The sequence below is a fragment of the Streptococcus sp. 1001283B150225_161107_H12 genome (assembly GCF_015552665.1).
GTDB lineage: Bacteria > Bacillota > Bacilli > Lactobacillales > Streptococcaceae > Streptococcus.
Map to the genome: position 1 here is coordinate 19,856 of NZ_JADNFC010000002.1, position 22,706 is coordinate 42,561.

Annotated in this window: 20 protein-coding genes; 19 read left to right on the plus strand and 1 reads right to left on the minus strand. The window is 38.1% G+C overall.

Annotation, left to right across the window (positions count from 1 at the left end; translation table 11 throughout):
- Nucleotides 1-428 precede the first annotated feature (428 nt).
- The 7 genes from I2C87_RS03430 to I2C87_RS03460 all read left to right on the plus strand — a co-directional run bounded on the left by I2C87_RS03430 (nucleotide 429) and on the right by I2C87_RS03460 (nucleotide 9,318).
- A complete protein-coding gene (locus I2C87_RS03430; RefSeq protein ID WP_195323959.1) occupies nucleotides 429-2,315 on the plus strand; it encodes an Eco57I restriction-modification methylase domain-containing protein in 1,887 nt (628 codons plus the stop codon).
- The gene (locus I2C87_RS03435; RefSeq protein WP_195323960.1) at nucleotides 2,312-5,560 is read left to right on the plus strand and encodes a DEAD/DEAH box helicase family protein; all 3,249 of its coding nucleotides are present in this window, start codon (nucleotides 2,312-2,314) and stop codon (nucleotides 5,558-5,560) included. Before I2C87_RS03430 ends, I2C87_RS03435 begins: the two co-directional genes overlap by 4 nt.
- Nucleotides 5,561-5,859: 299 nt before the next feature.
- Complete coding sequence (locus I2C87_RS03440) at nucleotides 5,860-6,435, plus strand: hypothetical protein (protein WP_195323961.1); 576 nt, start codon at nucleotides 5,860-5,862, stop codon at nucleotides 6,433-6,435.
- A gap of 386 nt (nucleotides 6,436-6,821) precedes the next feature.
- Entirely contained in the window at nucleotides 6,822-7,061 is a 240-nt protein-coding gene (locus tag I2C87_RS03445) for a restriction endonuclease subunit R (protein WP_195323962.1), read from the plus strand.
- Nucleotides 7,062-7,095: 34 nt separating this feature from the next.
- On the plus strand, nucleotides 7,096-7,803 hold the full coding sequence (locus tag I2C87_RS03450) for a hypothetical protein (protein ID WP_195323963.1): 708 nt from the start codon (nucleotides 7,096-7,098) through the stop codon (nucleotides 7,801-7,803).
- A 52-nt stretch (nucleotides 7,804-7,855) separates the two neighbouring features.
- A complete protein-coding gene (locus I2C87_RS03455) occupies nucleotides 7,856-8,965 on the plus strand; it encodes a hypothetical protein (protein ID WP_195323964.1) in 1,110 nt (369 codons plus the stop codon).
- Between the two features lie 53 nt (nucleotides 8,966-9,018).
- Entirely contained in the window at nucleotides 9,019-9,318 is a 300-nt protein-coding gene (locus I2C87_RS03460; RefSeq protein ID WP_195323965.1) for a hypothetical protein, read from the plus strand.
- Nucleotides 9,319-9,684: 366 nt separating this feature from the next.
- Here the strand turns inward: I2C87_RS03460 and guaA are convergent, their stop codons facing one another.
- Nucleotides 9,685-11,250 carry a glutamine-hydrolyzing GMP synthase gene (guaA, locus tag I2C87_RS03465; protein ID WP_048691204.1) on the minus strand — a complete coding sequence of 522 codons (1,566 nt, stop codon included), beginning with the start codon at nucleotides 11,248-11,250 and terminating at the stop codon, nucleotides 9,685-9,687.
- A 138-nt stretch (nucleotides 11,251-11,388) separates the two neighbouring features.
- Here guaA and I2C87_RS03470 point away from each other — a divergent pair, with 138 nt between their 5' ends.
- The 12 genes from I2C87_RS03470 (at nucleotide 11,389) to xerS (ending at nucleotide 22,692) form a co-directional block, all read left to right on the plus strand.
- Nucleotides 11,389-12,087: a GntR family transcriptional regulator gene (locus tag I2C87_RS03470; RefSeq protein WP_195323966.1), complete on the plus strand. Its 699-nt coding sequence runs from the start codon at nucleotides 11,389-11,391 to the stop codon at nucleotides 12,085-12,087.
- Between the two features lie 41 nt (nucleotides 12,088-12,128).
- Nucleotides 12,129-12,362 (plus strand): hypothetical protein, encoded by a 234-nt coding sequence (locus I2C87_RS10020; protein ID WP_229046162.1) that lies wholly within the window; start codon nucleotides 12,129-12,131, stop codon nucleotides 12,360-12,362.
- Nucleotides 12,363-12,591: 229 nt separating this feature from the next.
- On the plus strand, nucleotides 12,592-13,569 hold the full coding sequence (locus I2C87_RS03480) for an NAD-dependent epimerase/dehydratase family protein (RefSeq protein WP_195323967.1): 978 nt from the start codon (nucleotides 12,592-12,594) through the stop codon (nucleotides 13,567-13,569).
- Nucleotides 13,544-14,359: an MBL fold metallo-hydrolase gene (locus I2C87_RS03485; protein ID WP_195323968.1), complete on the plus strand. Its 816-nt coding sequence runs from the start codon at nucleotides 13,544-13,546 to the stop codon at nucleotides 14,357-14,359. The genes I2C87_RS03480 and I2C87_RS03485 overlap by 26 nt, the downstream gene beginning before the upstream one ends.
- Nucleotides 14,337-15,605: a F390 synthetase-related protein gene (locus I2C87_RS03490; RefSeq protein WP_195323969.1), complete on the plus strand. Its 1,269-nt coding sequence runs from the start codon at nucleotides 14,337-14,339 to the stop codon at nucleotides 15,603-15,605. Before I2C87_RS03485 ends, I2C87_RS03490 begins: the two co-directional genes overlap by 23 nt.
- Before the next feature lie 11 nt (nucleotides 15,606-15,616).
- Nucleotides 15,617-16,561: a 3-oxoacyl-[acyl-carrier-protein] synthase III C-terminal domain-containing protein gene (locus tag I2C87_RS03495; protein ID WP_048716006.1), complete on the plus strand. Its 945-nt coding sequence runs from the start codon at nucleotides 15,617-15,619 to the stop codon at nucleotides 16,559-16,561.
- Nucleotides 16,562-16,662: 101 nt separating this feature from the next.
- Nucleotides 16,663-16,995: a putative DNA-binding protein gene (locus I2C87_RS03500; protein WP_003001435.1), complete on the plus strand. Its 333-nt coding sequence runs from the start codon at nucleotides 16,663-16,665 to the stop codon at nucleotides 16,993-16,995.
- Between the two features lie 2 nt (nucleotides 16,996-16,997).
- Complete coding sequence (locus I2C87_RS10025; RefSeq protein ID WP_229046165.1) at nucleotides 16,998-17,213, plus strand: 2-oxoglutarate:acceptor oxidoreductase; 216 nt, start codon at nucleotides 16,998-17,000, stop codon at nucleotides 17,211-17,213.
- A gap of 17 nt (nucleotides 17,214-17,230) precedes the next feature.
- On the plus strand, nucleotides 17,231-18,802 hold the full coding sequence (gene ffh / locus I2C87_RS03505) for a signal recognition particle protein (RefSeq protein ID WP_024055635.1): 1,572 nt from the start codon (nucleotides 17,231-17,233) through the stop codon (nucleotides 18,800-18,802).
- 66 nt (nucleotides 18,803-18,868) lie between these two features.
- Nucleotides 18,869-19,636, plus strand: coding sequence for an alpha/beta hydrolase (locus tag I2C87_RS03510; RefSeq protein ID WP_195323970.1), 768 nt, complete (start codon nucleotides 18,869-18,871; stop codon nucleotides 19,634-19,636).
- Nucleotides 19,637-19,742: 106 nt separating this feature from the next.
- Nucleotides 19,743-20,726, plus strand: coding sequence for an acetylxylan esterase (locus I2C87_RS03515; protein ID WP_195323971.1), 984 nt, complete (start codon nucleotides 19,743-19,745; stop codon nucleotides 20,724-20,726).
- A gap of 895 nt (nucleotides 20,727-21,621) precedes the next feature.
- Nucleotides 21,622-22,692, plus strand: a complete 1,071-nt coding sequence (xerS, locus tag I2C87_RS03520) for a tyrosine recombinase XerS (RefSeq protein ID WP_195323972.1) — start codon at nucleotides 21,622-21,624, stop codon at nucleotides 22,690-22,692.
- Nucleotides 22,693-22,706: the final 14 nt, after the last annotated feature.

Genomic DNA, 22,706 nt, shown 5'->3' on the forward strand with positions numbered 1-22,706 from the left:
TTAATTCTCCACTTTTGCGATGTTTTCTACATCTTTTTTATTCTATAAAAAGCCCTGTACATCACCAAAACCTCACCATTGAAAAACTCCTGTACCTTTGTAAAACTTTAGTATTTTTAAACTCAATCTTATGGCTTTTTACATAGGTATAAATCAATCTGCATTTTCTACACCTGATAAGTTTTCCGTATCCTTTTGCCTAATTAAGTATACAATTGTTCTTGACTCATCTACAATTTCATCAACTATAACATATTAGGTTAAAACTTATTACAGAAAAAATCGCTCACTGAGACGAAAACAATAGAATTAAATAAACACACTGAGACAAGTATCTCAGTGTGTTTTTGTGGTAAAATATAGTAGATTAATAAAAGAAAAGTAGACGTTTTGTAGAAATTCCAATAAATAACAGGAAAGGTTGCTTTATGGCAATAGATATTAGTGAAGAAAAGTTGGCTATGGAGTCTGCTGACTTATTAAAAATTCTTTTAAAAGATCGAACGACCAAGAAAAATATTGTTTGGGCGACGCATTCTTATGAATTGTTGGGAAAGGGATTTGCTCCAAGTAACCGCATCACTCCAAGTAAGGTGACGGGAGCCTATGCAAACTTGATTCAACCCCGATCAGAAAAGTCTAAGTATGAGCAAAAAGACCGAACCAAGATTAGAGCCGAAGTTTTTACGCCAACTTGGTTGGTTGAAAAGCAAAATGGCTACGTGGAAACTGAGCTTGAAGCTCTGGATCTTGAAGATTATATCCAAGTGCGCTGGCTAGAGATTACCTGTGGCGAAGCACCTTATATGGTAACGCGTTATGATACCGTGACTGGTGAGGAAATTCCATTATCTGAGCGAGTTGGTTTTGTTGATAGAAAATTGCAGCGTATTAGTCGTGAGGTTTCAGATAAAGCTACCTTCTATGAGCTTGTAAAAGATGCCTATCGTGCTTCCTATGGCTATGAGTATCAAGGGGACTCTCTCCTTTTGGCGCGTGAAAATCTTTTAGCGACCTTCGAGGACTACTATCTTGCAAAGACTGGAAATCAACCGACCTTAGAACAAAAGAAAGAAATTGCGACTATTATATCCTACAATGTCTTTCAGATGGATGGATTGAAAAAAATCAGTCCTTACTCAGCTAAACAAGAGCAAGCTCAACAGCTAAGCTTGTTTTCAGATAATCTAGAAGTCCAAGAAGTAGAAGAATCTAAAACCCAAATCAAAGACTGGAAAAAGAATAAAATGATAGGTTTTGAGCGCCTATCTAGTGAGGAAAGTGAAATGAAATTTGATGTCGTGATAGGAAATCCGCCTTATCAGGAAGAGATTGAAGGGGCAAACACTCAAACAAGACCTATTTATCATTTCTTTATGGATGAATCTTATAAAGTTTCAGATAAAACTGTGTTAGTGACCCCAGCTAGATTCCTAGCAAACACAGGAGGAACTCCAAAAAAATGGAATCATAAAATGTTAAATAGTAGACATTTAAAAGTTAAATTCTATGAATTAAAGAGTAATAAAGTTTTTCCTGGAACAGATATTAAAGGCGGTGTTGTCATCACTTATCATGACAAGAATAAAGATTTTGAACCAATAGAGACTTTTATCTCTGAGCCACTGCTTGATAGTATTTACAGAAAAGTCAAGAAATTAGAGGAACCGTCCTTATCAGAAATTATGTATGGAGCAGACAGCCATAAATTTACAGACGTAATGTTTGAGGAAAACCCTGAGCTTATAGAACGAACTGATGAGTCGCATAGAAAAGCAATTTCTTCGATGGTTTTTGATAGATATCCAGAAGTATTTTTTGATTCAAAACAAGATTGTGATAAAGAATATGCTCAAATTTGGGGAAGAAAAAACAATGAGAGAGCATTGAAATTTATTAGACTTGACTACTTAAGAGAGCACCCTAATTTATTAGCATGGAAAGTTCTAGTTCCTGAATCAAATGGCAGTGGTGCTCTAGGGGAAGTTTTAGCAACACCCCTTATCGGGGAACCCCTTATCGGGTATTCTCAGACGTTTGTATCTATAGGAGAGTTTCAATCAAAGTTTGAGGCAGAAGCGTGTTTTAAATATATTAAAACACTATTTGCTAGGGCTATGTTAGGCATTAAAAAGATTACCCAGCATAATCCACCATCTACTTGGCAGTACGTCCCACTCCAAGACTTTACGGTCAATTCGGACATTGATTGGACACAATCAGTGGCTGATATTGACCGTCAGCTCTACCAAAAATATGACCTTTCCCCTGAGGAAATTACCTTTATTGAGACGCATGTAAGGGAGATGGATTGATGGTAGAAATTAAAACTTCTAAAGAAATTCATCCCAAAATTTATGCCTACACTACCCCTATGGTAACAAGTAATGAAGGCTGGATTAAGATTGGTTATACGGAGCGTGATGTCACACAACGGATTAAAGAACAAACGCATACTGCTCATATAGCTACAGATGTCCTATGGACTGGTGATGCAGCCTATACGGAAGAACCTGATAAAGGAAAGACTTTTAAAGACTATGATTTCCACCATTTCCTTTCTTTCCATGATGTAGAACGTCGTCCTAAGACGGAATGGTTCTATTTTAATGGGACACCAGAGAAATCTAAAGATCTTTTTGATAAGTTTGTTCAGCATGATTTGTCAGGTTATCAGCCTGGCCAAGGACAGGACTATACTCTGCGAAAAGAGCAAGAAGAAGCAGTTTCTAAGACCTTAGATTATTTCAAGAATCATCCAGGAGGTAAGTTCCTTTGGAATGCCAAACCACGTTTTGGTAAAACCTTATCTACCTATGACCTAGCTCGACGGATGGATGCTGTCAATGTCCTGATTGTAACCAACAGACCTGCCATTGCTAATTCATGGTATGACGATTTTGAAAAATTCATTGCAGGTCAAACGACTTACAAGTTTGTTTCTGAATCAGATAGCCTTAAAAATCGTCCAACCTTATCTCGAAAAGAATTTCTTGATATCTTAGATGATGATGTAAGACAACTTGCTTTTATCAGCCTTCAAGACTTAAAAGGTTCTGTTTATTTAGGAGGGGAGCACGATAAACTCAAATGGGTGACAGACCTGCATTGGGATTTATTAGTCATCGATGAGGCTCATGAAGGTGTTGATACCTTCAAGACAGACCAAGCCTTTAATAAGATCCGTCGAAACTTTACCTTGCATCTTTCTGGAACTCCATTTAAAGCATTGGCAAAGGGAGATTTTACAGAGGAGCAAATCTACAACTGGTCTTACGCTGATGAACAGGCAGCTAAAACAACTTGGTCACCTGAGCAAGAAGAGGAAAATCCATATGAAAGCTTGCCCCAGTTAAACCTCTTTACCTATCAAATGTCTCAGATGATTGGCGAGGAGTTAGAAAAAGGTGCTCAGTTTGATGGAGAGAACATCGACTATGCTTTTGACTTGAGTGAATTTTTCGCTACAGATGATAAAGGGAAATTTATCCATGAGCAAGATGTCAGAAATTGGTTAGATACTCTATCAAGTAATGAAAAATATCCATTTTCAACCAAAGAACTTCGAAATGAACTAAAACATACTTTTTGGTTGTTAGAGCGTGTGGCCTCAGCTAAAGCCTTAAAAGCACTACTAGAAGAGCATCCCATTTATGAAAACTATAAGATTGTTCTAGCTGCTGGTGACGGGCGTATGTCCGAGGAAGATGATAAGGTCACACTGAAATCCTTAGACTTGGTTCGAAAAGCGATAGCAGAGAATGACAAAACCATTACCCTATCCGTCGGTCAATTGACGACAGGTGTCACTATCCCTGACTGGACAGGTGTATTGATGTTATCAAACTTGAAATCACCTGCCCTTTATATGCAAGCTGCTTTCCGCGCTCAAAATCCATACTCATGGAGCGATAGCAAAGGAAATCATTTCCGCAAAGAAAGAGCCTATGTATTTGACTTTGCGCCAGAAAGAACCCTGATTCTCTTTGATGAGTTTGCGAATAACTTATCACTTGCAACTGCAGGAGGTGGAGGAACTTCCGCAACTCGCGAAGAAAACATTAGAGAATTACTAAATTTCTTCCCTGTCATAGCAGAAGACCGTGCAGGTAAGATGGTTGAAATTGATGCTAAGGCAGTTCTGACTATACCGCGTCAGATAAAAGCTAGAGAAGTCCTCAAACGAGGATTTATGTCCAATCTCCTTTTTGATAACATCAGTGGTATTTTCCAAGCCAGTCAAACCGTTCTAGACATTTTAAATGAACTACCAGTAGAAAAGGAAGGCAAGTTACAAACGTCTTCTGATTTCCTAGATTTTTCAGATGTTACAGTGGATGATGAGGGCAATGCAGTTGTTGACCATGAAATCGTGATCAATCAACAAACGCGACTTTTTGGTGAAAAAATTTATGGTCTTGGACAGTCTGTTGTTGAATTAGTCACAAAAGATGAGGAACGAACTCAAAAACAACTAGTTAATGACTTGAGCCAGACAGTATCTACGGTAATTGTAGAAGAATTGAAAGCTGGATATGATCTGAAAACTCGGGAAACAGACCAGATCAAGAAACAAATTGCAGTAACATTTGAGAATGAAGTTCGAAAAAATGAGATAGAACGCAAAATTTCTGAAGCTCATATCAAGGAAGAGTTGCAGCAACAGCTCAAGAAAGCAAATGATAAGGAGCAGAAAGATAAGATTCAAGAAGATCTTGAAAGACGAATAGAAGAAAATAATCTCATTCACAAAGAAAAACTAGAACAAACACTCAAAAAAGAAGTGGAAAAGATGCCTGAGAAGTTTATTGAACAGGTTGAGGTCAAACGTGTTGAACAGTTGAAACAATCAGCCCAGGATGAGATTCGTGATCATCTTCGAGGTTTTGCACGAACAATCCCTAGCTTTATCATGGCCTATGGTGATCATTCCCTAACGCTTGATAATTTTGATACCTTTGTTCCTGAGCATGTTTTTTATGAAGTAACGGGGATTACGATTGACCAATTTCGTTATTTGAGAGATGGTGGGCAAGATTTCGCAGGCCATCTCTTTGATCGAGCAACATTCGATGAAGCCATTCAAGAATTTCTTCGCAAGAAAGAGGAGTTGGCGGATTATTTAAAAGATCAAAAAGAAGATATCTTTGACTATATTCCACCGCAAAAGACCAACCAGATTTTCACTCCTAAACGAGTAGTGAAAAGAATGGTGGATGATCTTGAAAAAGAAAACCCAGGAATCTTTGATGATCCATCTAAGACATTTATTGATTTATACATGAAGTCAGGTCTCTATATTGCTGAACTTGTCAAGCGGCTATATAATAGCGAAGGCTTAAAAGATGCATTTCCAAATCCCGAAGAGCGCTTAAAACATATCCTAGAAAATCAAGTTTATGGATTTGCGCCTTCAGAAATTATCTATAACATTTCGACGAATTTTATCTTTGGAAATCTCTCCCAAGATATCAGTAGAAAGAACTTTGTTTTAGAAGATACTATCCCTGCTGCCAAAGAAGGTAGGATTCAGGATTTGGTTGATAAATATTTTGGATAGGATTCTAGTTGATTGTAATTAAAACTACGAAATTGAGCTAAGGTTTTTCGTATTTAAAACATGAAGTGAATAGAAAAAGAGGTCAAGTTTTAACTTGACCTCTTTTGAAATATTGTTTAGGTAGAATAAAACAGAAGCAGAAAATATAAATATTTATTTTCATTTTATCGAAGTCTATTATCTTAGTTACACAATATTTAAGTAATTTTACATTTACTAAATTAAAATATTATTTTAGTGTCAAATAGTCATTGTTGATGGTATAATTTAAGAGAAGTTTATATAAGGGAGTTTTTATTATGGTTATTAATAATATTAATTTAGTTATACCCAAAGATATTCAAAAGGGCTTAGAATCAGGTATATACAAACAATTTGGTTCTGTTATCAGAAATAATAAGGGACAGATTATTAAGCATCTCAAAGCTGTAGATTTTTCTAAAGATACTGCAAATAAATTAATCGGCAATAAGGCTATAAAAGTTGGACTAATAGGTGCAGGAGTTTTAGCTGTAGGAGGAGTTGGTTATTACGGCTATCGTAGTATTCAGATGAATAGTGTATCAAAATCTCTAATAAAGAGTTTAACTCAGTATTTAATTACGGCTCAAAAAGGAGAATTGACTGAGAAAGATATTGATAAGTTTTTAAATTTCTTAAATAAAAATGAATCTCAGCTAAAGAAATTAGAATTAGATACCTCTCTTGATGAATTATTTGAATTGGTTAAGGCTTATACAGAGCAGTTTGCTGAAGCAAACAACTATGTATATCATAATGAAACTAAAAGAAAAACTAATCATAACGACAAAATTATTAATCTCAAAGAATATCTTAAAGTACAAAAAAACATATACAGTTCAGAAGTAATTTAGTTGTTTTAATTTTATAATTTGTGATGCTAAAAAGGTTTCTATTCTAATTTCTGAAAATAATTTTTAAACAAGTATTTTCATTCAAATCATATTTTTTCAATTATAAATGATTTATCAGAATACGAAATGGTGGAAAAAGTAGTAGAGTTCCGGTTAAGAAATATTCTGATGCAGTAATTAAACTGGCTGATAAATTCGGCTATTTAAAAGATGAGTTAGAAGAGCTTACAAATTGGTCTTCTATTAAAGTTGATGGATCGTTTTGGACAAGCGTTCACCGACGCAGCAACGTAGTTAAGTAAAGTAAAACAATATTACGAGTTTTCTTGGGATGATAAAGCTTTTGGGTTGACATAGCCTTCAATGCATGGTTGGAAAACAGATAAATGAATATTGTCGAAGAATTTGTGTCTGAGTGGGGACTGGATAGTCTACTACTAGCTAAATCACTAAAAGCTTATGACTTGAAGAAACCAGATGAAATTCCATTCCGTGAAGATATCGTCAAAACACTCGATGCAACTAAAGCAACAAATCAATTTGCAGGAAACAAACTTAAACTCAACATGGAATTGAATAAAGTTCTTCCAAGTTGGATGCAAGAAGTGAAGCTGAAGTATAAGTGATTATATAAATTTAATAAATAAGGATTAAAGTAATATGAAAAACATAATTTCAAAAATGGTTGATTACTCTTGGTTAGGTTCCTGGGCAATCTGGGAAAATGATAAGGGTGAAGAAGGATTTTCTAAAAGTACAGATATCAGGGAAAATATAGACTTTAATAAGTATGAAAAAGAATTACAACAGAATAATTTTGTGATTTTGGCTATGAATCCTGGCGGAGAAAGCAATCTTAATAATTTAAACAATTTATCAAGAAAGAAGAAGGTTACTAATCCTTGGAATAATTTCCATAATAAAGGAAGAAGTAATGATCACTTTCTTGCTTCCGCATTCAATAAAAGTAAATTACGTGGTTCCTATATGACAGATTTTTTACCGATAATTGGTAGTGAAAGTAATAAAATTTCAGAAATCATTAATGATTTAGAAAAAAATAACAAAGAAGTTCTAGAAAGATTAGTTAGAGAATTGGATACCGAAATATCTACTTTGCTTCCAGATTATGAGGAGGTTAATTTGATTTGTCTAGGAGAGAAAGCTGCAGGTTGGGCGAAAAAATTTCTATCAGATGAACAAAGTAGATTTAGTAACCTTGAGAAAAAATATAAGGTATATCAAATATATCACTACTCTTTCTTCGCAAGTACTGCTAGAAAAAAATATGCTGAAAAGCATAACATTGAAAACAATTATTCGATCATTGTAAAACACCAATTAAATGAGCAAGGGTTGAAAATTTAGATATGAAGATTGTAATAGTTTTTAGCTGTAGTTTTATAAAAGGAGAAATTTTATGAAATTTAACATAGTTATTGAATACAATGTAGAAAACGTTAATGATAAAGAACTCAATAAAGATATTGAGTTTGAATATCATAATCGTATCTATAAAGAAGATGGTGAGAAAAAAGCGAAAATATATTCTGACGCTGTAAAATTTAGAAAAAATAAAATTGAGATTGAATGTAAACGTACCACAGCAATTGATTTAAATAATTGTTGGAAAACAAAAAGAAGCAACTTTAAAAGATGTATAGTATCATCATTATTTTATGTCTATAATTTTTATAGACAGCCGATAGAAATTAAATCAATTAAAATTAGTGATGGTAGTAAGAATAAAATTGCTATCCCATTTGTTCAAGAATTTGTGACACCACTTCCAGATAGTTTTGTTATTGATGAAAATATTAAATATTTATTTAAAATGATCAGCCACAAGGAAGTCTCGGATGTAATATATAGAGTTCTTCATTCACAAGTGCTATTTAATAAAAATAAAGATTTTTACAATGCCTATCGTTCTTTTAATACCATGTATACTTTTTATTATACTTTTCACAATAAATTTATTAATAAAAGAGGTAATAAAAAGGTCGACAAAGATGCAATAATATGTTTACTACAATTAAAAAATATTGAGTTAAGTTTAACAAATTCAATTTCTTTTTCAGAAAGTTTTTTTGTAAATAATACTGATGAATTATTCAAACTAGTTCTTGTTTGGCTTATAAGTGAAAATGTTGAGAAAAATAGCTTCCAAGGTATAATAGGTAATCAATGTTTTAAATATGAGAACAAATATGTTTTAGAGTTATTGAGGAAAGTCTTAGAGAGTTATTATCAAGTTACTGATAATTATAACTCTGTTTTAGATGACTTCGAGAAAAGATATAAGGAAAAGAAGGAGTCTTGCAAAATCAATTTTTTACAACTGATTGCTCTTTATGCTCAGCATAGAAGGAACAAACTTTTACACGGTGAACATGTTGATCCTACATTTTTAATTCCTGACGTGAATGCTGATATTCTAGCATATATCTCTGATATTGTATTTCAAGTTAGCATAGATTTAGTTAACAATATTGAGAAGAATGATTTTAGTAAAGCCAAGATTTTTTAAAATGCTGGTATAACAATTAAATTATGAAAATAAAAAACTAAAGGAGAATTTAAATGAACAATACTAATGGAAAAAATGAAAAAATTTTACACAATATCAAAGTCGAGTTTTTAAATAAAATATCAGAAGAAGAGCTTTATTCTATTAAAGATGATTTTGAAAGCATTGAAATTGCAATACTTATTGGAAATAGAGAGCGATTATCGATTGGCTCAAAAGAACGAAATGATATTATTAATAGAAATAAAGTAATTCTCGAACGTATTTTTGATAAAGTAAATGGTAATGCCAAAACTAGCATTGATGACTTAATTAAAATTAATGATGTTTTAAAAAATTCTTATAATTTTTAATTTTAAGATTTAGAAATTTTTTATTAATTAAAAAGATAGTAAAGAATTTTTATTACGAGTATGAACTTTTTAGTAAAATATAGCATTAGTTGTACATTATTTATTACAAATTCTAGATAATCTCATTTAATGGTAGGAAAAGAGTTTTACACAAGGAAACTATAAAAGTGATCAAAGGTGTTTTTTTGAAATTAAAACGAATCATCAAATAATAGAAAAATAAAATTTAATATAAAAAAATCCCATCAGAATATTTCTGGTGGGATTTTTGGTGGGGAACCAATCAATTTTGATTTATTTTTAACCTTTTATAACAACTGAAAATGCTGTTAAATCAACCATTTCACTTCAAATCATGTTTATAAATCATTCCCACTCAACAGTTGCAGGTGGTTTACTTGTGATATCGTAGACGATACGGTTAACGTGGTCAACTTCGTTTACGATACGAACTGAGATTTTTTGAAGGACTTCCCAAGGGATTTTAGCAAAGTCAGCTGTCATTCCGTCGATAGAAGTGATAGCACGGATGGCAATGGTATAGTCGTAAGTACGACCGTCACCCATAACACCTACGGAACGAACGCCAGTGTTAACAGTGAAGTATTGCCAGATATCGCGGTCAAGACCTGCTTTGGCAATTTCTTCACGAAGAATCGCATCGGATTCACGAACAGTTTCAAGTTTTTCTTCAGTGATTTCACCCATGACACGGATAGCAAGACCAGGTCCTGGGAATGGTTGGCGCCATACGATGTGGTCTGGCATACCAAGTTCAGTACCAAGTGCACGAACTTCATCCTTGTAAAGAGTGTTAAGGGGTTCGATGAGTTCAAACTGCATGTCTTCTGGAAGACCACCTACGTTGTGGTGAGACTTAATAGTTTGAGCAGTATCCGTACCTGACTCAATGACGTCTGTATAAAGTGTTCCTTGCGCCAAGAATTTCACGTCTTTTAGCTTGCTTGCTTCGTCATCAAAGACATAGACAAACTCGTTACCGATAATCTTCCGTTTTTGTTCAGGGTCAGATACACCTGCCAATTTATCCAAGAAACGTTTGGCAGCGTCTGCTTTAACGATATTCAAACCAAACTTACCACCAAGCATATCCATCACTTGGTCAGCTTCCCCTTTGCGAAGAAGACCGTGGTCTACAAAGATACAGATCAATTGATCTCCGATCGCTTTTTGGAGAAGAACACCAACTACAGAAGAGTCAACACCTCCAGAAAGTCCAAGGAGAACACGTTTGTCTCCAACTTTTTCACGGATTTGTTTGATTTGCATCTCGATGAAATTATCCATGGTCCAATCGCCTTTGGCACCACAGATATTCAAGGCAAAGTTACGAAGGATATCATAGCCATGTACTGAGTGACGAACCTCTGGGTGGAATTGGATACCATAGATTTTCTTATCTGGGTTTTCAATCGATGCATACGGACAGTCAGCAGAAGTACCTGTACGAACAAAGTCAGCAGGAATTTCTGTAACAGCATCCCCGTGGCTCATCAAGACCAATTGTTTGTCTGGTGTGCCTGCAAAGAGAGCAGAAGACTCCGTCAAGCTAAGCTCAGATTGACCATATTCACGGTTACCAGCATCACCTGCAGGAACAACCTTCCCACCAAGCTTGTGAGTTAATAACTGCATCCCGTAGCAGATTCCCAAAATTGGAATTCCAAGTTCAAAAATCTCTGGATCAATATCGAAAGATCCTTCTTCATACACTGAGTTTGGTCCGCCTGAAAGAACGATCCCAACTGGATTGATTTCACGCACTTCAGCTGCAGTAATCTTGTGACTCTTCAATTCTGAAAAGACACCAATCTCACGAATACGACGAGAGATGAGCTGATTGTACTGGCTACCGTAGTCAAGCACGATGATTTTTTCAACATCATGCAAATCAGTTGATAGGTTTGTCATCTTTTCCCCTTCTTCTAGAAAATTCTTTTCCTCTATTCTAACACAAAAGCCCCTTCATTACCAATCAAGACTGACTAGGATTGAAGATTTAACAAAATTGCGCTACAATAGGTTATAACACACAGAAAGAGTAGCAAGATGATTCCAGCTTACATACAAATTCACGATCAAATTAAAGCCGAAATTGACCAGAAAATCTGGAAAATTGGACAGCGCCTCCCTAGTGAGCGGGACTTGGCTGAGAAGTTCCAAGTTAGTCGCATGACACTCCGTCAAGCCATTACACTCTTGGTAGAAGAAGGAGTACTGGAGCGACGTGTTGGTAGTGGTACCTTTGTCGCTAGCACGCGCGTCCAGGAAAAGATGCGGGGGACGACTAGTTTTACTGAAATCATGAAGGCCCAAGGGAAAATACCTTCTACACAGGTTATATCCTACAAACGCACCATTCCTAGCCTTCAAGAAGTAGATAAGCTTGGTATCGACAAGACTGAAACAATTGTTCGAATGGAACGGGTTCGTTATGCGGATGGTGTACCAGTCGTTTATGAAGTTACCTCCATCCCAGAGAAATTTATCAAGAACTTCAAGAAAGAAGAAGTGACCAGTCATTTCTTCCAAACCTTGGAAAAGCACGGCTATCGAATTGGCAAATCTCAACAAACTATCTATGCACGATTGGCCAAAGAAAAGATCGCCCACTACTTAGAAATTCCCAAAGGACAGGCCATCCTTGGTTTGACCCAGGTTTCTTATTTTGATAATGGTATCGCTTTCGAGTATGTAAAAAGTCAATATGTCGGAGAGCGGTTTGAATTTTACTTAGAAAACAATTGATTTACATAAATTATATTATGTGAATTTCATAAGAAGTTTTTATGTCTCGAATTAAATTTGATGCTGTTGCAGCGCCTCTAAGTGGACACCTTTATCCTGTCCTCTTGCTTTTAGCCCCATTATTGAATGACCCTAACTATGAGATTCGGATTTTTACAGGGCCTCAAAAGCTAAAAGTAGCAGAAGTTATGGGCTTTACTGTTGTCCCTATTATGAAAAACCAGATGGAGCAGGGATTTTCTTTCAATGCATCAAAAATGGGATTCCAGCTTTAATCCTCCGGCATGACTATGACCAATATGATTACGCTATTCGGGGAGTAGAAGCAGGAGTAACCTTGCAAGCTCCCAAGGACAAGAGTCAAAAGATCGCTCAAGCCTTTGAGCAATTACTTGCAAGAAAAGACTGGTCCCAACTCAAAGAGCTCCAAAAGAGAGCCTAGACCTATGATGCCACCAGCATCTTAAAGAAAGAAATTCGTCGCTTAGTTAAAAAGGAGGCGCTATGAAAGTACTTGTAACAGGAGCAACAGGTTTTCTAGGAAAATATGTGGTAAAAGAGTTAGTAACAGAAGGCTACTTTGTCCGTGCTTTTGGTCGGAATGAAGCAGTAGGACAAAGCTTGGTTTCAGACCAGGTGGAATTCTTTAAAGGAGATCTGAGTTCCAAGCAAGCAGTAGAAGAGGCCTGCAAGGGCGTTGAAATGGTCGTTCATGCTGGAGCTTTGTCCACTGTTTGGGGTCCTTGGGAGAGTTTTTACCAAGCTAATGTCCTTGGTACCCAGCATGTTCTAGAAGCTTGTCGAACTAATAAAATAAAACGCTTGGTCTATGTTTCTTCACCAAGTATTTACGCCGCTCCAAAAGACCAAATCGATATCAAGGAAGAAGATGCTCCTGCTGAAAATCATTTAAACAACTACATCAAAAGTAAGCTCCTATCAGAGAAGCTGTTTCCTGCTTACCCGGATGTTCCAAGCATCATCATCCGTCCACGTGGGCTCTTTGGCGTTGGGGATACAAGCATTCTTCCTCGTGTTCTCAAGCTAAGCCAAAAAATTGGAATCCCCTTAATCAAGGAAGGCAAGCAATTGATGGACATGACCTGTGTCGAAAATGTTGCCTTGGCCATCGCTTTGGCTCTGAGAGCAGATCGGGCAGAAGGCCAGGTTTACAACATTACCAACGGCGAGCCGACTCCCTTTAAGGAACTAATCGAAGAAGCCTTGCAGGGCTTGGGACTTCCTATTCGTTATAAAAAGCTACCGGCCTTTCTTCTAGGTGGCTTAGCTTCGAGCATAGAAGTTCTTTATCGGGTCTTACCTCTAAAAGGAGAGCCACCATTAACTCGCTATACCTACTACCTGTTGCGTTATAGCCAGACTCTTGATATTTCAAAAGCAAGAGAGGAGTTGGGCTATGAGCCACGCATCACCATCAAGGAGGGAATTGCCCAGTATGTCCAAGATTATCGAAAGCATTAAGTACTTCCCTGCTGGCTATTGTACCAGCAATCTGGCCTTGCTCTTTAAGGGACAGAAGAGAAAGAAGATGGTTTTTCCAGCCGGTGTCTATCTCTTCAAACACCGAGAACACGGTTATATTCTTTACGATACAGGCTATCATTATGAGATCAAAAGCAAACTCCGTTATCTTTATTACCGCCTTGGCACTCCTATGCAGATGAAGAAGGAAGATCAGATTGATTGTTTACTTCAAGCGACTGGGATCTCACCAGATGACATTTCCTATGTCATCCTCTCCCATTTTCACCCAGATCATCTAGGAGGAGCGACTTGTTTCAAAAAGGCGCGCTTCTTGGTCACCGAGAGAGCCTATCAAGTTTATCAAAAGCCCAGCTTCAAGGATTTAATTTTTAAAGAGTTTATGCCGGATCATTTTGAAGAATCCGTCAAAATTATGCAACCTCAAGAAACCAACCCTCTTTTTCCTTATGCGGAAACAGAGGATATCTTTGGAGACGGTAGTATTCTTCTTAGTTCTCATGATGGACATGCTAAGGGACAGGGTTGCCTATTCCTTCCAGAGTATCAATTGTTTATCGGAGCTGATCTCTGCTGGGGGATTGACCTCCTTCCCTTGACAGAGCAGATGCGCTGGATTCCTAGTCAAGTTCAGGATAATGTTGAGGCCTATTTAGAAAACGTCAATTTCTTGCGATCCTTGTTAAATCAAGGAATCGATATTCTTGTCAGCCATGATCCAATGGATCGGGTAGAAAGGATACTAGATGAAAAAATGGACCTTTCTTAAAACCTTTTGTCAGACTCGTTGGGGTCACCGCTTTAAGAACCGAGAGGAACTCGAGCGCTACCAAGAGAAAGAGCTGCAAAAGTACCAGGACTTCTTACTCCAACATTCGCCCTATTTCGCTCAAGGCGTTCCAAAGGACTTCCGCTATATGGACAAGACCTTTATGATGGAGCATTTCAATGAGTTAAACACCCAAGGAATCGACCGGGACCAGGCTCTTGAAATGGCCATTCGCGGGGAGCAGTCTCGTGATTTTACAGAGATGCAAGGAGAAGTGGCAGTGGGGCTTTCCTCTGGTACCTCCGGCCACCGAGGCATTTTTATCACAACAGAGACGGAACGTAGTATGTGGGCAGCAGCTATTCTTGCTAAAATGCTTCCAAAAGGGAAGCTCCTTGGCCACCGCATTGCCTTTTTCCTCCGTGCTGATAACGAGCTCTATCAAACCATCAATTCTCCCTTGATTCGCTTAGAATATTTTGATATTTTCAAAGATAGCCAAGAGCATATAGAACGTTTGAATGACTACCAACCGACTATCCTTGTAGCTCCAGCCTCTACCTTATTGGATTTAACCAAGTATTTAGAGAATCAGGCCTTACAGATTCAACCACAAAAGGTCGTTTCCGTAGCTGAAATCTTAGAGGATCGGGACCGGGACCTCATCCGTCAGGCATTTCACTTGACTAAGGTCGATCAGGTCTACCAAGCGACAGAAGGTTTCTTAGCCTGTACCTGTTCTGAGGGGAACTTGCACCTCAACGAGGACATTTTATCAGTGGAAAAAGACTATTTGGATGACCACCGTTTTTATCCTATCATTACCGATTTTAAACGTAGTAGCCAGCCGATTTTCCGCTACCGGCTCAATGATATTCTGGTAGAGGATCCAGAGCCTTGCCATTGTGGTTCTGTCTTTACAAGGATTGCTAAAATTGAGGGCCGGTCGGACGATATCTTTTATTTCAAAAAAGCAGACGGCGAGCTACAGATGGTTTATCCAGACTTCATTCGACGTTGTATCCTCTTTGTCGAAGGGATTCAAGACTATCAAGTAACTCAAACTGAAGATGGACAGGTCCAGGTTGCACTAAGAAAACGTTCACCTGATATAGAAGTGGCTATCCTCAACCAATTTCAAGTCTTAGCAGATCAAAAGGGCTTTATCATGCCCAAACTCACTTTTATTGACTACCAATGGGACACGACACGCAAACTCAAGCGCGTACAACGTCTTCACAAATAGGAGGAAGCATTATGACAAGTGTACAAAGACATGTTCGTATTAAAGGATATGGAACAGCCTTACCCAAGCATCAAGTCATCTTTAAGGACCAGACACGTTACCGAGTAAAAGAAGATGAAGAATCTCAGATCGACTTAGCTGCTCGTGCTATTGAACAGGCTCTAGAGCAGGCAGGATTGACCATGGCAGATATTGACTGCCTAGTTTCAGCGAGCGCCGTTGGGGTTCAGCCGATTCCATGTACAGCAGCCCTGATTCATGAACGGGTTGCCAAGGACTTGACCATTCCCGCTATGGATATCAACACCACTTGTACCAGCTTTATTTCAGCCCTTAGTACTATTTCTTATCTGATCGAAGGTGGCGAGTACAAGCGTGTTCTCATTGTGTCAAGTGAAGTAGGAAGTCTCGGTCTTAATCCAAAGCAGAAAGAAAGCTATGAATTGTTTAGTGATGGGGCAGCTGCCTTTATCTTTGAAAGTACCACAGAAGATTTAGGAGTGATGGCAAGCCTTCAACGGACCTGGTCTAAGGGGGCCCATGATACAGAGATTCGGGGAGGTTTAACGGCCTACCACCCAAAACATTATAGTGAATCAACCAAAACCGACTTCATGTTTGACATGAAGGGGAAGAAGATTTTGCTTCTATCTGCGCGTGTTATTCCTGACATGTTCCAAGAATTTCAAGACAAGGTCGGCCTATCGCTTGCTGATGTAGACTATATCATTCCTCACCAAGCTAGTCGTGCCCTTCCTTTGGTCATGGAAAAATTAGGGGTACCAGACCATAAGTATCTTAACATTGTTAGCGATTACGGAAACATGGTTTCAGTAGCTGTACCTTTTGGCCTAGCTTACGCCCTGGAACATGGCCTTGTCAAAGAAGGAGATACCATCTTCTTAATGGGAACTGCAGCGGGTATGACGGTCAATATGTTAGCTCTGAAAATCTAATTCTTTGCTTAGATAAAAAATAGTGTCTACTCCTAAAAACACAGGCAAAAAGCATGAAGTCCCGCTAGTCTTTGGCGGGCTTTTTTGATATAATGAAAGGTATGGAAATTGAGAAAACCAACCGAATGAATGCGCTCTTTGAGTTTTACGCAGCGCTCTTGACAGACAAGCAAATGAACTATATCGAGCTCTATTACGCAGATGACTATAGCTTGGCTGAGATTGCTGAAGAGTTTGGGGTCAGTCGTCAGGCGGTTTATGACAATATCAAGCGGACAGAGAAGATTCTTGAGGATTATGAAATGAAGTTGCACATGTACTCTGACTACATTGTACGCAGCCAGATTTTTGATCAGATTTTAGAACGCTATCCGGAAGATACTTTTCTACAAGAGCAGGTTGAAATTTTATCAAGCATTGACAATCGGGAGTGATTATGGGCAGTCTCGTCATTTATCAAGGAATACCTTGCAAACTATTAGTCGCAGAGGAAGTATTTCCTAGTCGACTACAGATTATCTCGCCCAATGATATCTCCAAGGCTATGCAAATAGGTTTTAGCTGTTGGGGATATCCAAATGAAATCATGAAAGAAGTCACACCCGAAGAACTAGAATGTTTGCAACATTTCGGACGATATCCACTGAATTGAAAAAATAGGAGAAAATAATGGCATTTGAAAGTTTAACCGAACGTTTACAAAACGTCTTTAAAAATCTTCGTAAGAAAGGGAAAATCTCTGAAGCAGATGTCCAAGAGGCGACTAAAGAGATTCGTCTTGCCCTCTTAGAGGCCGACGTTGCCCTTCCAGTTGTAAAAGACTTCATCAAACGCGTCCGCGAGCGGGCCGTAGGTCATGAGGTCATCGAAACCCTCAACCCTGCCCAACAAATCGTCAAGATTGTCGATGAAGAATTGACAGCGATTTTGGGTTCAGAAACAGCAGAAATTATCAAATCTCCAAAGATTCCAACCATTATCATGATGGTCGGTCTTCAAGGGGCTGGTAAAACAACTTTTGCGGGTAAATTGGCCAACAAATTGGTCAAGGAAGAGAATGCACGTCCTTTGATGATTGCGGCCGATATCTATCGTCCAGCAGCCATTGACCAGTTGAAGACGCTTGGTCAGCAGATCAATGTCCCTGTCTTCTCACTTGGTACAGAAGTTCCTGCAGTGGAGATCGTACGTCAAGGTTTGGAGCAGGCGAGAGCCAACCACAATGACTATGTCTTGATTGATACAGCCGGTCGTCTGCAAATCGATGAGAAACTCATGGGCGAGTTGCGCGACGTCAAAGCCCTTGCTGAGCCGAATGAAATCCTCTTGGTTGTCGATGCCATGATCGGTCAAGAAGCAGCCAATGTGGCGCGTGAGTTCAATGAACAGCTCGAAGTAACTGGGGTCATCTTGACCAAGATCGATGGGGATACCCGTGGTGGTGCGGCCCTTTCTGTCCGTCAGATTACTGGTAAACCAATCAAGTTCACTGGTACTGGTGAAAAAATCACTGATATCGAAACCTTCCACCCAGACCGAATGTCTGGTCGGATCCTCGGTATGGGGGATATGCTGACGCTGATCGAGAAGGCTTCTCAAGAATACGATGAGAAACGTTCCCTTGAACTCGCTGAGAAGATGCGAGAAAACACCTTTGATTTCAACGACTTCATCGATCAGTTAGACCAAGTCCAAAACATGGGACCAATGGAAGACCTGCTCAAGATGCTTCCAGGTATGGCTAATAATCCTGCCATGAAGAACCTCAAGGTCGACGAACGAGAAATTGCTCGCAAACGCGCGATCGTATCATCCATGACACCAGCTGAACGGGAAAATCCAGATTTGTTAAATCCAAGCCGTCGTCGTCGGATTGCTGCTGGATCAGGAAATAGCTTTGTCGAAGTCAATAAATTCATCAAGGACTTTAACCAAGCCAAACAGATGATGCAAGGCGTCCTCTCTGGCGATATGAACAAGATGATGAAACAAATGGGGCTCAATCCAAATAATATGCCGAAGAATATGCCTGGTGGAATGCCTGATATGTCTGCTCTTGAAGGGATGATGGGACAAGGAGGGATGCCTGACTTGTCAGCTCTTGGTGGAGGCGCTGGAATGCCTGATATGAGCCAAATGTTTGGTGGTGGTCTCAAAGGAAAAGCCGGTGAATTCATGATGAAACGGGCGATGAACAAGATGGCCAAACAAATGCGCAAAAATAAGAAAAAACGGAAATAATCGTTTCTAATAAGGGCCTGGAACACACTGTTCTGGGTTCTTTTAGAAACTACTACTAGAGGAAAGATGTTAAAAAAACTAATTCAACAAGTCATTCGTTTCTTTACAAGATTGTTTTCTTCGCACAGAAAGCCCTTTGAATTTCCTAAAGGGTCAAAGAAACCACCCATCAGACCGATTATCTTTGTACCTGGGAGTTCAGCCAGTATCCAGCGATTCAACGGAACCATCCGCATGCTCCATCGATTTTCTAGAAAAAAGCAAAGTCTTTTAAAAATTAAAGTCAACAAAGATGATTCTATAGAGATGGAGGGAAGACTGAATACGAAAGAGCCGAATCCGATGATTGTGATCGGCTTCGAGAACAATCGAGACGGCTACAGCAATATCAAGCAGCAAATCGAATCCCTTAAGATCGCTTTAACCTATCTTCTTGATCACTATTATTTTACAGAGTTCAAGGCAGTTGGGCACTCCAATGGTGGACTAGTTTTGACTGGCTTATTGGAAAGTGGCTTTTTAGAAAAGAAAAAGCTGACCGTAAGCAAGCTCGCTATTATTGGCAGTCCTTACCAATTCAATCAAGAAATGTATGACGATTTTCAAAAATGGAAGCATCGATTAGATAAAGAAGTAGAGGTCCTTAACTTTGTCGGTAGCTTTGCTGGAAAATCAGACGGGATCGTCCCCCTTTCTAGTGCACAAGCAGCACAATCTATTTTTGAGAAACAAGCCTATACAGAAGTAAATTTAAAAGGACGCAAGGCTCATCATTCAGCCTTACCCACTAATCCAGATCTAGTGAAACAATTAAGTCTATTTTTGAATCTATAAGTAAATTACATAATTTCGGTTATGTAATTTTTTATTTGTCTCTTGCAATCCTTAAGTAAATATGGTACATTTTTGGTAGCGATTACACATACTTAAGGAGGATTTTATGAAAGATCCCAAATTATTAGAAACAATGAAAGATTACAAGGGACGGGATGAGCTTCCCGCAGATTTTGATGTTTTTTGGGATCAAGCCCTAGCAAAGATGACTGAACTTCCTGAATACAAGCTCGAAGAACGAGATTTCAGCATTCCAAATGTGATTTGTTATGAATTAACCTTTAAAGGAACACGAGATGGACTAGTTTATGCGCGGGTTGTTTTTCCAAAAACGGATCAAAAGGTTCCCGTCATTTTCCATTTTCATGGCTATATGGGTCGTTGTTGGGATTGGGCTGATATGCTGGCTTATACAGTAGCCGGCCATGGTGTTGTGTCTATGGACGTAAGAGGGCAGTCAGGCTATTCAACAGACGGTGACCGTTCACCACTTGGTAATACGGTAAAAGGACAGATTATCCGCGGAGCCGTGGAAGGTCCGGATGAGCTCTTTTATAAGGATGTCTACTTAGATCTTTACCAGTTAATTGAAATTGTAGCTAGCCTTCCTCAAGTAGACGACAACAAACTTGCCAGCTACGGAGCATCTCAAGGTGGTGCCCTGGCTCTTGTGGCAGCTGGATTGAATCCTCGTATACAACGAACGGTAGCCATTTATCCATTCTTATCGGATTTCAGACGTGTATTAGAGATTGGGAACACCAGCGAGGCCTATGACGAGCTTTTCCGTTATTTCAAGTTCCATGATCCATTCCACGAAACCGAAGATCGTTTGATGCAGACATTGGCCTATATTGATGTAAAAAACTTTGCCCATCGCATCAAAGGACAGGTTCACATGATTACAGGGCTGGATGATGATGTCTGTTATCCTGAAACGCAGTTTGCCATTTATAATCGCTTAGAATGTCCAAAAGAGCATTTAATCATGCCAGAATATGCTCATGAAGCTATGAACGTTCAAGTCAATGATCGAGTCTATAATTGGCTCTGTGGTAGCAAGATTCCATTTCGATATGTAGAAAAATAAGTTAGAGAAGAAAACAATCAGTAAATCCATGTGATTTGCTGATTTTATTGTGTTTATAAGTGATCTAGTATAGAAAGAAAACTAAAAGTTTATGTACAATTGACTTAACATGAGCTAAACAATTGATACAACTGAATTAGAAGCATAAAGTACATTCTTTAAGGAGTGTGCTTTATTTTTGTTTTGTACATTATTCTGGAGTGGTATTTTGTATGTTTTCTAGTACATAATATCCTCTAATCTGAGAAATTAATTTGAACATTATTTTCAATGATAATCAATGTACAATAAAAAATTTAAAGTTCAAATTCTGAAACTACTTTCACATATAAATAATTGAATATAAATTGCTGTAGACCTATAATAAAGATAGGGATAATAAGAATTCTTCATAGAAAGGAGTATACTGTATCCTAAGGGTCAGTATTATTAATAAATCATGAAAAAAATAATTATTTTTATCTTGTTAATCTTCTTAATCCTTTCTATTATTGCAATTTATACATACTACATGTTCTAAAAAATAAATAAAGAGATATTTTTGACACATAAACTCCCACGTAATATAATCAAATTGTCGAATAAACAGCTCAAGGATACACTAAATCCCTAGAAGACAACAGTCCTCTAGGGATTTTTTACGTCGGTTTTTGATTAAAGTGTATTTTGGAGCTGAAAATGGTTTATCCTTTTTGGATTATGGATAATTGAAAAAATTTTTAGCTTTCCCTTAAATAAAGTACATAATTGACAATGATTAGCTCAAAACATTTTTTGGTTATAGAAAGAACAGTCCTATATAACCCCTATAACATCTTTCCGAAAAACTATAATTTTCTTGAAAAATATATCTGGCTATGCTATACTACTAGTATAGAAAGATTTGGAGAAAAACATGAAACGCGAGATCTTATTAGAACGGATTGATAAACTCAAACAAGTCATGCCCTGGTATGTATTGGAATATTACCAATCGAAACTGGCCGTTCCATACAGTTTTACAACCTTGTACGAATACTTAAAGGAATATGATCGATTTTTCACCTGGGTCTTGGAATCTGGTATATCGGATGCTGACACCATGGCCGATATCCCTTTAGACGTTCTGGAGCACATGACCAAGAAAGACATGGAATCCTTTATTCTTTACTTACGTGAACGTCCTCTGCTCAATGCCAATACGACAAAAAACGGTGTTTCCCAAACAACTATTAACCGTACCCTTTCTGCATTATCTAGTCTTTATAAGTATTTGACTGAGGAAGTTGAAAATGAGCAAGGGGAACCTTATTTCTACCGTAATGTCATGAAGAAGGTTGCTACTAAGAAAAAGAAAGAAACCTTGGCTGCTCGAGCTGAAAATATCAAGCAGAAGCTCTTTTTAGGTGAGGAAACAGAAGGTTTTCTTAACTATATCGACCAGGAGTACCCTCAAACACTCTCAAATCGCGCCTTATCCTCTTTTAATAAGAATAAAGAGCGAGATTTAGCCATTATCGCACTCCTTCTTGCCTCTGGTGTCCGTCTCTCTGAAGCCGTTAACCTAGACCTTCGTGACCTCAATCTTAAGATGATGGTCATTGACGTCACTCGAAAAGGTGGAAAACGAGACTCAGTCAATGTTGCTGCCTTTGCTAAGCCTTATCTAGAACAATATCTCGCGATTCGAGACAAACGTTACAAGGCAGAAAAGACTGATACAGCTCTCTTTCTGACCTTGTATCGAGGTGTTCCAAACCGGATCGATGCTTCTAGCGTTGAAAAGATGGTCGCCAAGTATTCAGAAGACTTCAAAGTCCGCGTGACACCCCACAAGCTTCGCCATACATTAGCAACTCGTCTCTATGATGCTACCAAATCACAGGTCTTGGTCAGCCACCAGCTAGGACATGCTAGCACCCAAGTTACAGACTTATATACGCATATCGTTAATGATGAGCAGAAAAATGCCTTGGATAGTTTATAAAATTACATAACGTA

Bases quoted from the DNA above. Each gene is read 5' to 3' on its own strand.
- I2C87_RS03440 (WP_195323961.1), top strand. From the start codon at position 5,860: ATGGTTATTAATAATATTAATTTAGTTATACCCAAAGATATTCAAAAG.
- I2C87_RS03460 (WP_195323965.1), top strand. From the start codon at position 9,019: ATGAACAATACTAATGGAAAAAATGAAAAAATTTTACACAATATCAAA.
- I2C87_RS03485 (WP_195323968.1), top strand. From the start codon at position 13,544: ATGTCCAAGATTATCGAAAGCATTAAGTACTTCCCTGCTGGCTATTGT.
- I2C87_RS03490 (WP_195323969.1), top strand. From the start codon at position 14,337: ATGAAAAAATGGACCTTTCTTAAAACCTTTTGTCAGACTCGTTGGGGT.
- I2C87_RS03495 (WP_048716006.1), top strand. From the start codon at position 15,617: ATGACAAGTGTACAAAGACATGTTCGTATTAAAGGATATGGAACAGCC.
- I2C87_RS03515 (WP_195323971.1), top strand. From the start codon at position 19,743: ATGAAAGATCCCAAATTATTAGAAACAATGAAAGATTACAAGGGACGG.
- I2C87_RS10025 (WP_229046165.1), top strand. From the start codon at position 16,998: ATGGGCAGTCTCGTCATTTATCAAGGAATACCTTGCAAACTATTAGTC.
- I2C87_RS03430 (WP_195323959.1), top strand. From the start codon at position 429: ATGGCAATAGATATTAGTGAAGAAAAGTTGGCTATGGAGTCTGCTGAC.
- xerS (WP_195323972.1), top strand. From the start codon at position 21,622: ATGAAACGCGAGATCTTATTAGAACGGATTGATAAACTCAAACAAGTC.
- I2C87_RS03480 (WP_195323967.1), top strand. From the start codon at position 12,592: ATGAAAGTACTTGTAACAGGAGCAACAGGTTTTCTAGGAAAATATGTG.
- I2C87_RS03500 (WP_003001435.1), top strand. From the start codon at position 16,663: ATGGAAATTGAGAAAACCAACCGAATGAATGCGCTCTTTGAGTTTTAC.
- I2C87_RS03450 (WP_195323963.1), top strand. From the start codon at position 7,096: ATGAAAAACATAATTTCAAAAATGGTTGATTACTCTTGGTTAGGTTCC.
- I2C87_RS03510 (WP_195323970.1), top strand. From the start codon at position 18,869: ATGTTAAAAAAACTAATTCAACAAGTCATTCGTTTCTTTACAAGATTG.
- I2C87_RS03470 (WP_195323966.1), top strand. From the start codon at position 11,389: ATGATTCCAGCTTACATACAAATTCACGATCAAATTAAAGCCGAAATT.
- I2C87_RS03455 (WP_195323964.1), top strand. From the start codon at position 7,856: ATGAAATTTAACATAGTTATTGAATACAATGTAGAAAACGTTAATGAT.
- I2C87_RS10020 (WP_229046162.1), top strand. From the start codon at position 12,129: ATGTCTCGAATTAAATTTGATGCTGTTGCAGCGCCTCTAAGTGGACAC.
- guaA (WP_048691204.1), bottom strand. From the start codon at position 11,250: ATGACAAACCTATCAACTGATTTGCATGATGTTGAAAAAATCATCGTG.
- I2C87_RS03445 (WP_195323962.1), top strand. From the start codon at position 6,822: ATGAATATTGTCGAAGAATTTGTGTCTGAGTGGGGACTGGATAGTCTA.
- ffh (WP_024055635.1), top strand. From the start codon at position 17,231: ATGGCATTTGAAAGTTTAACCGAACGTTTACAAAACGTCTTTAAAAAT.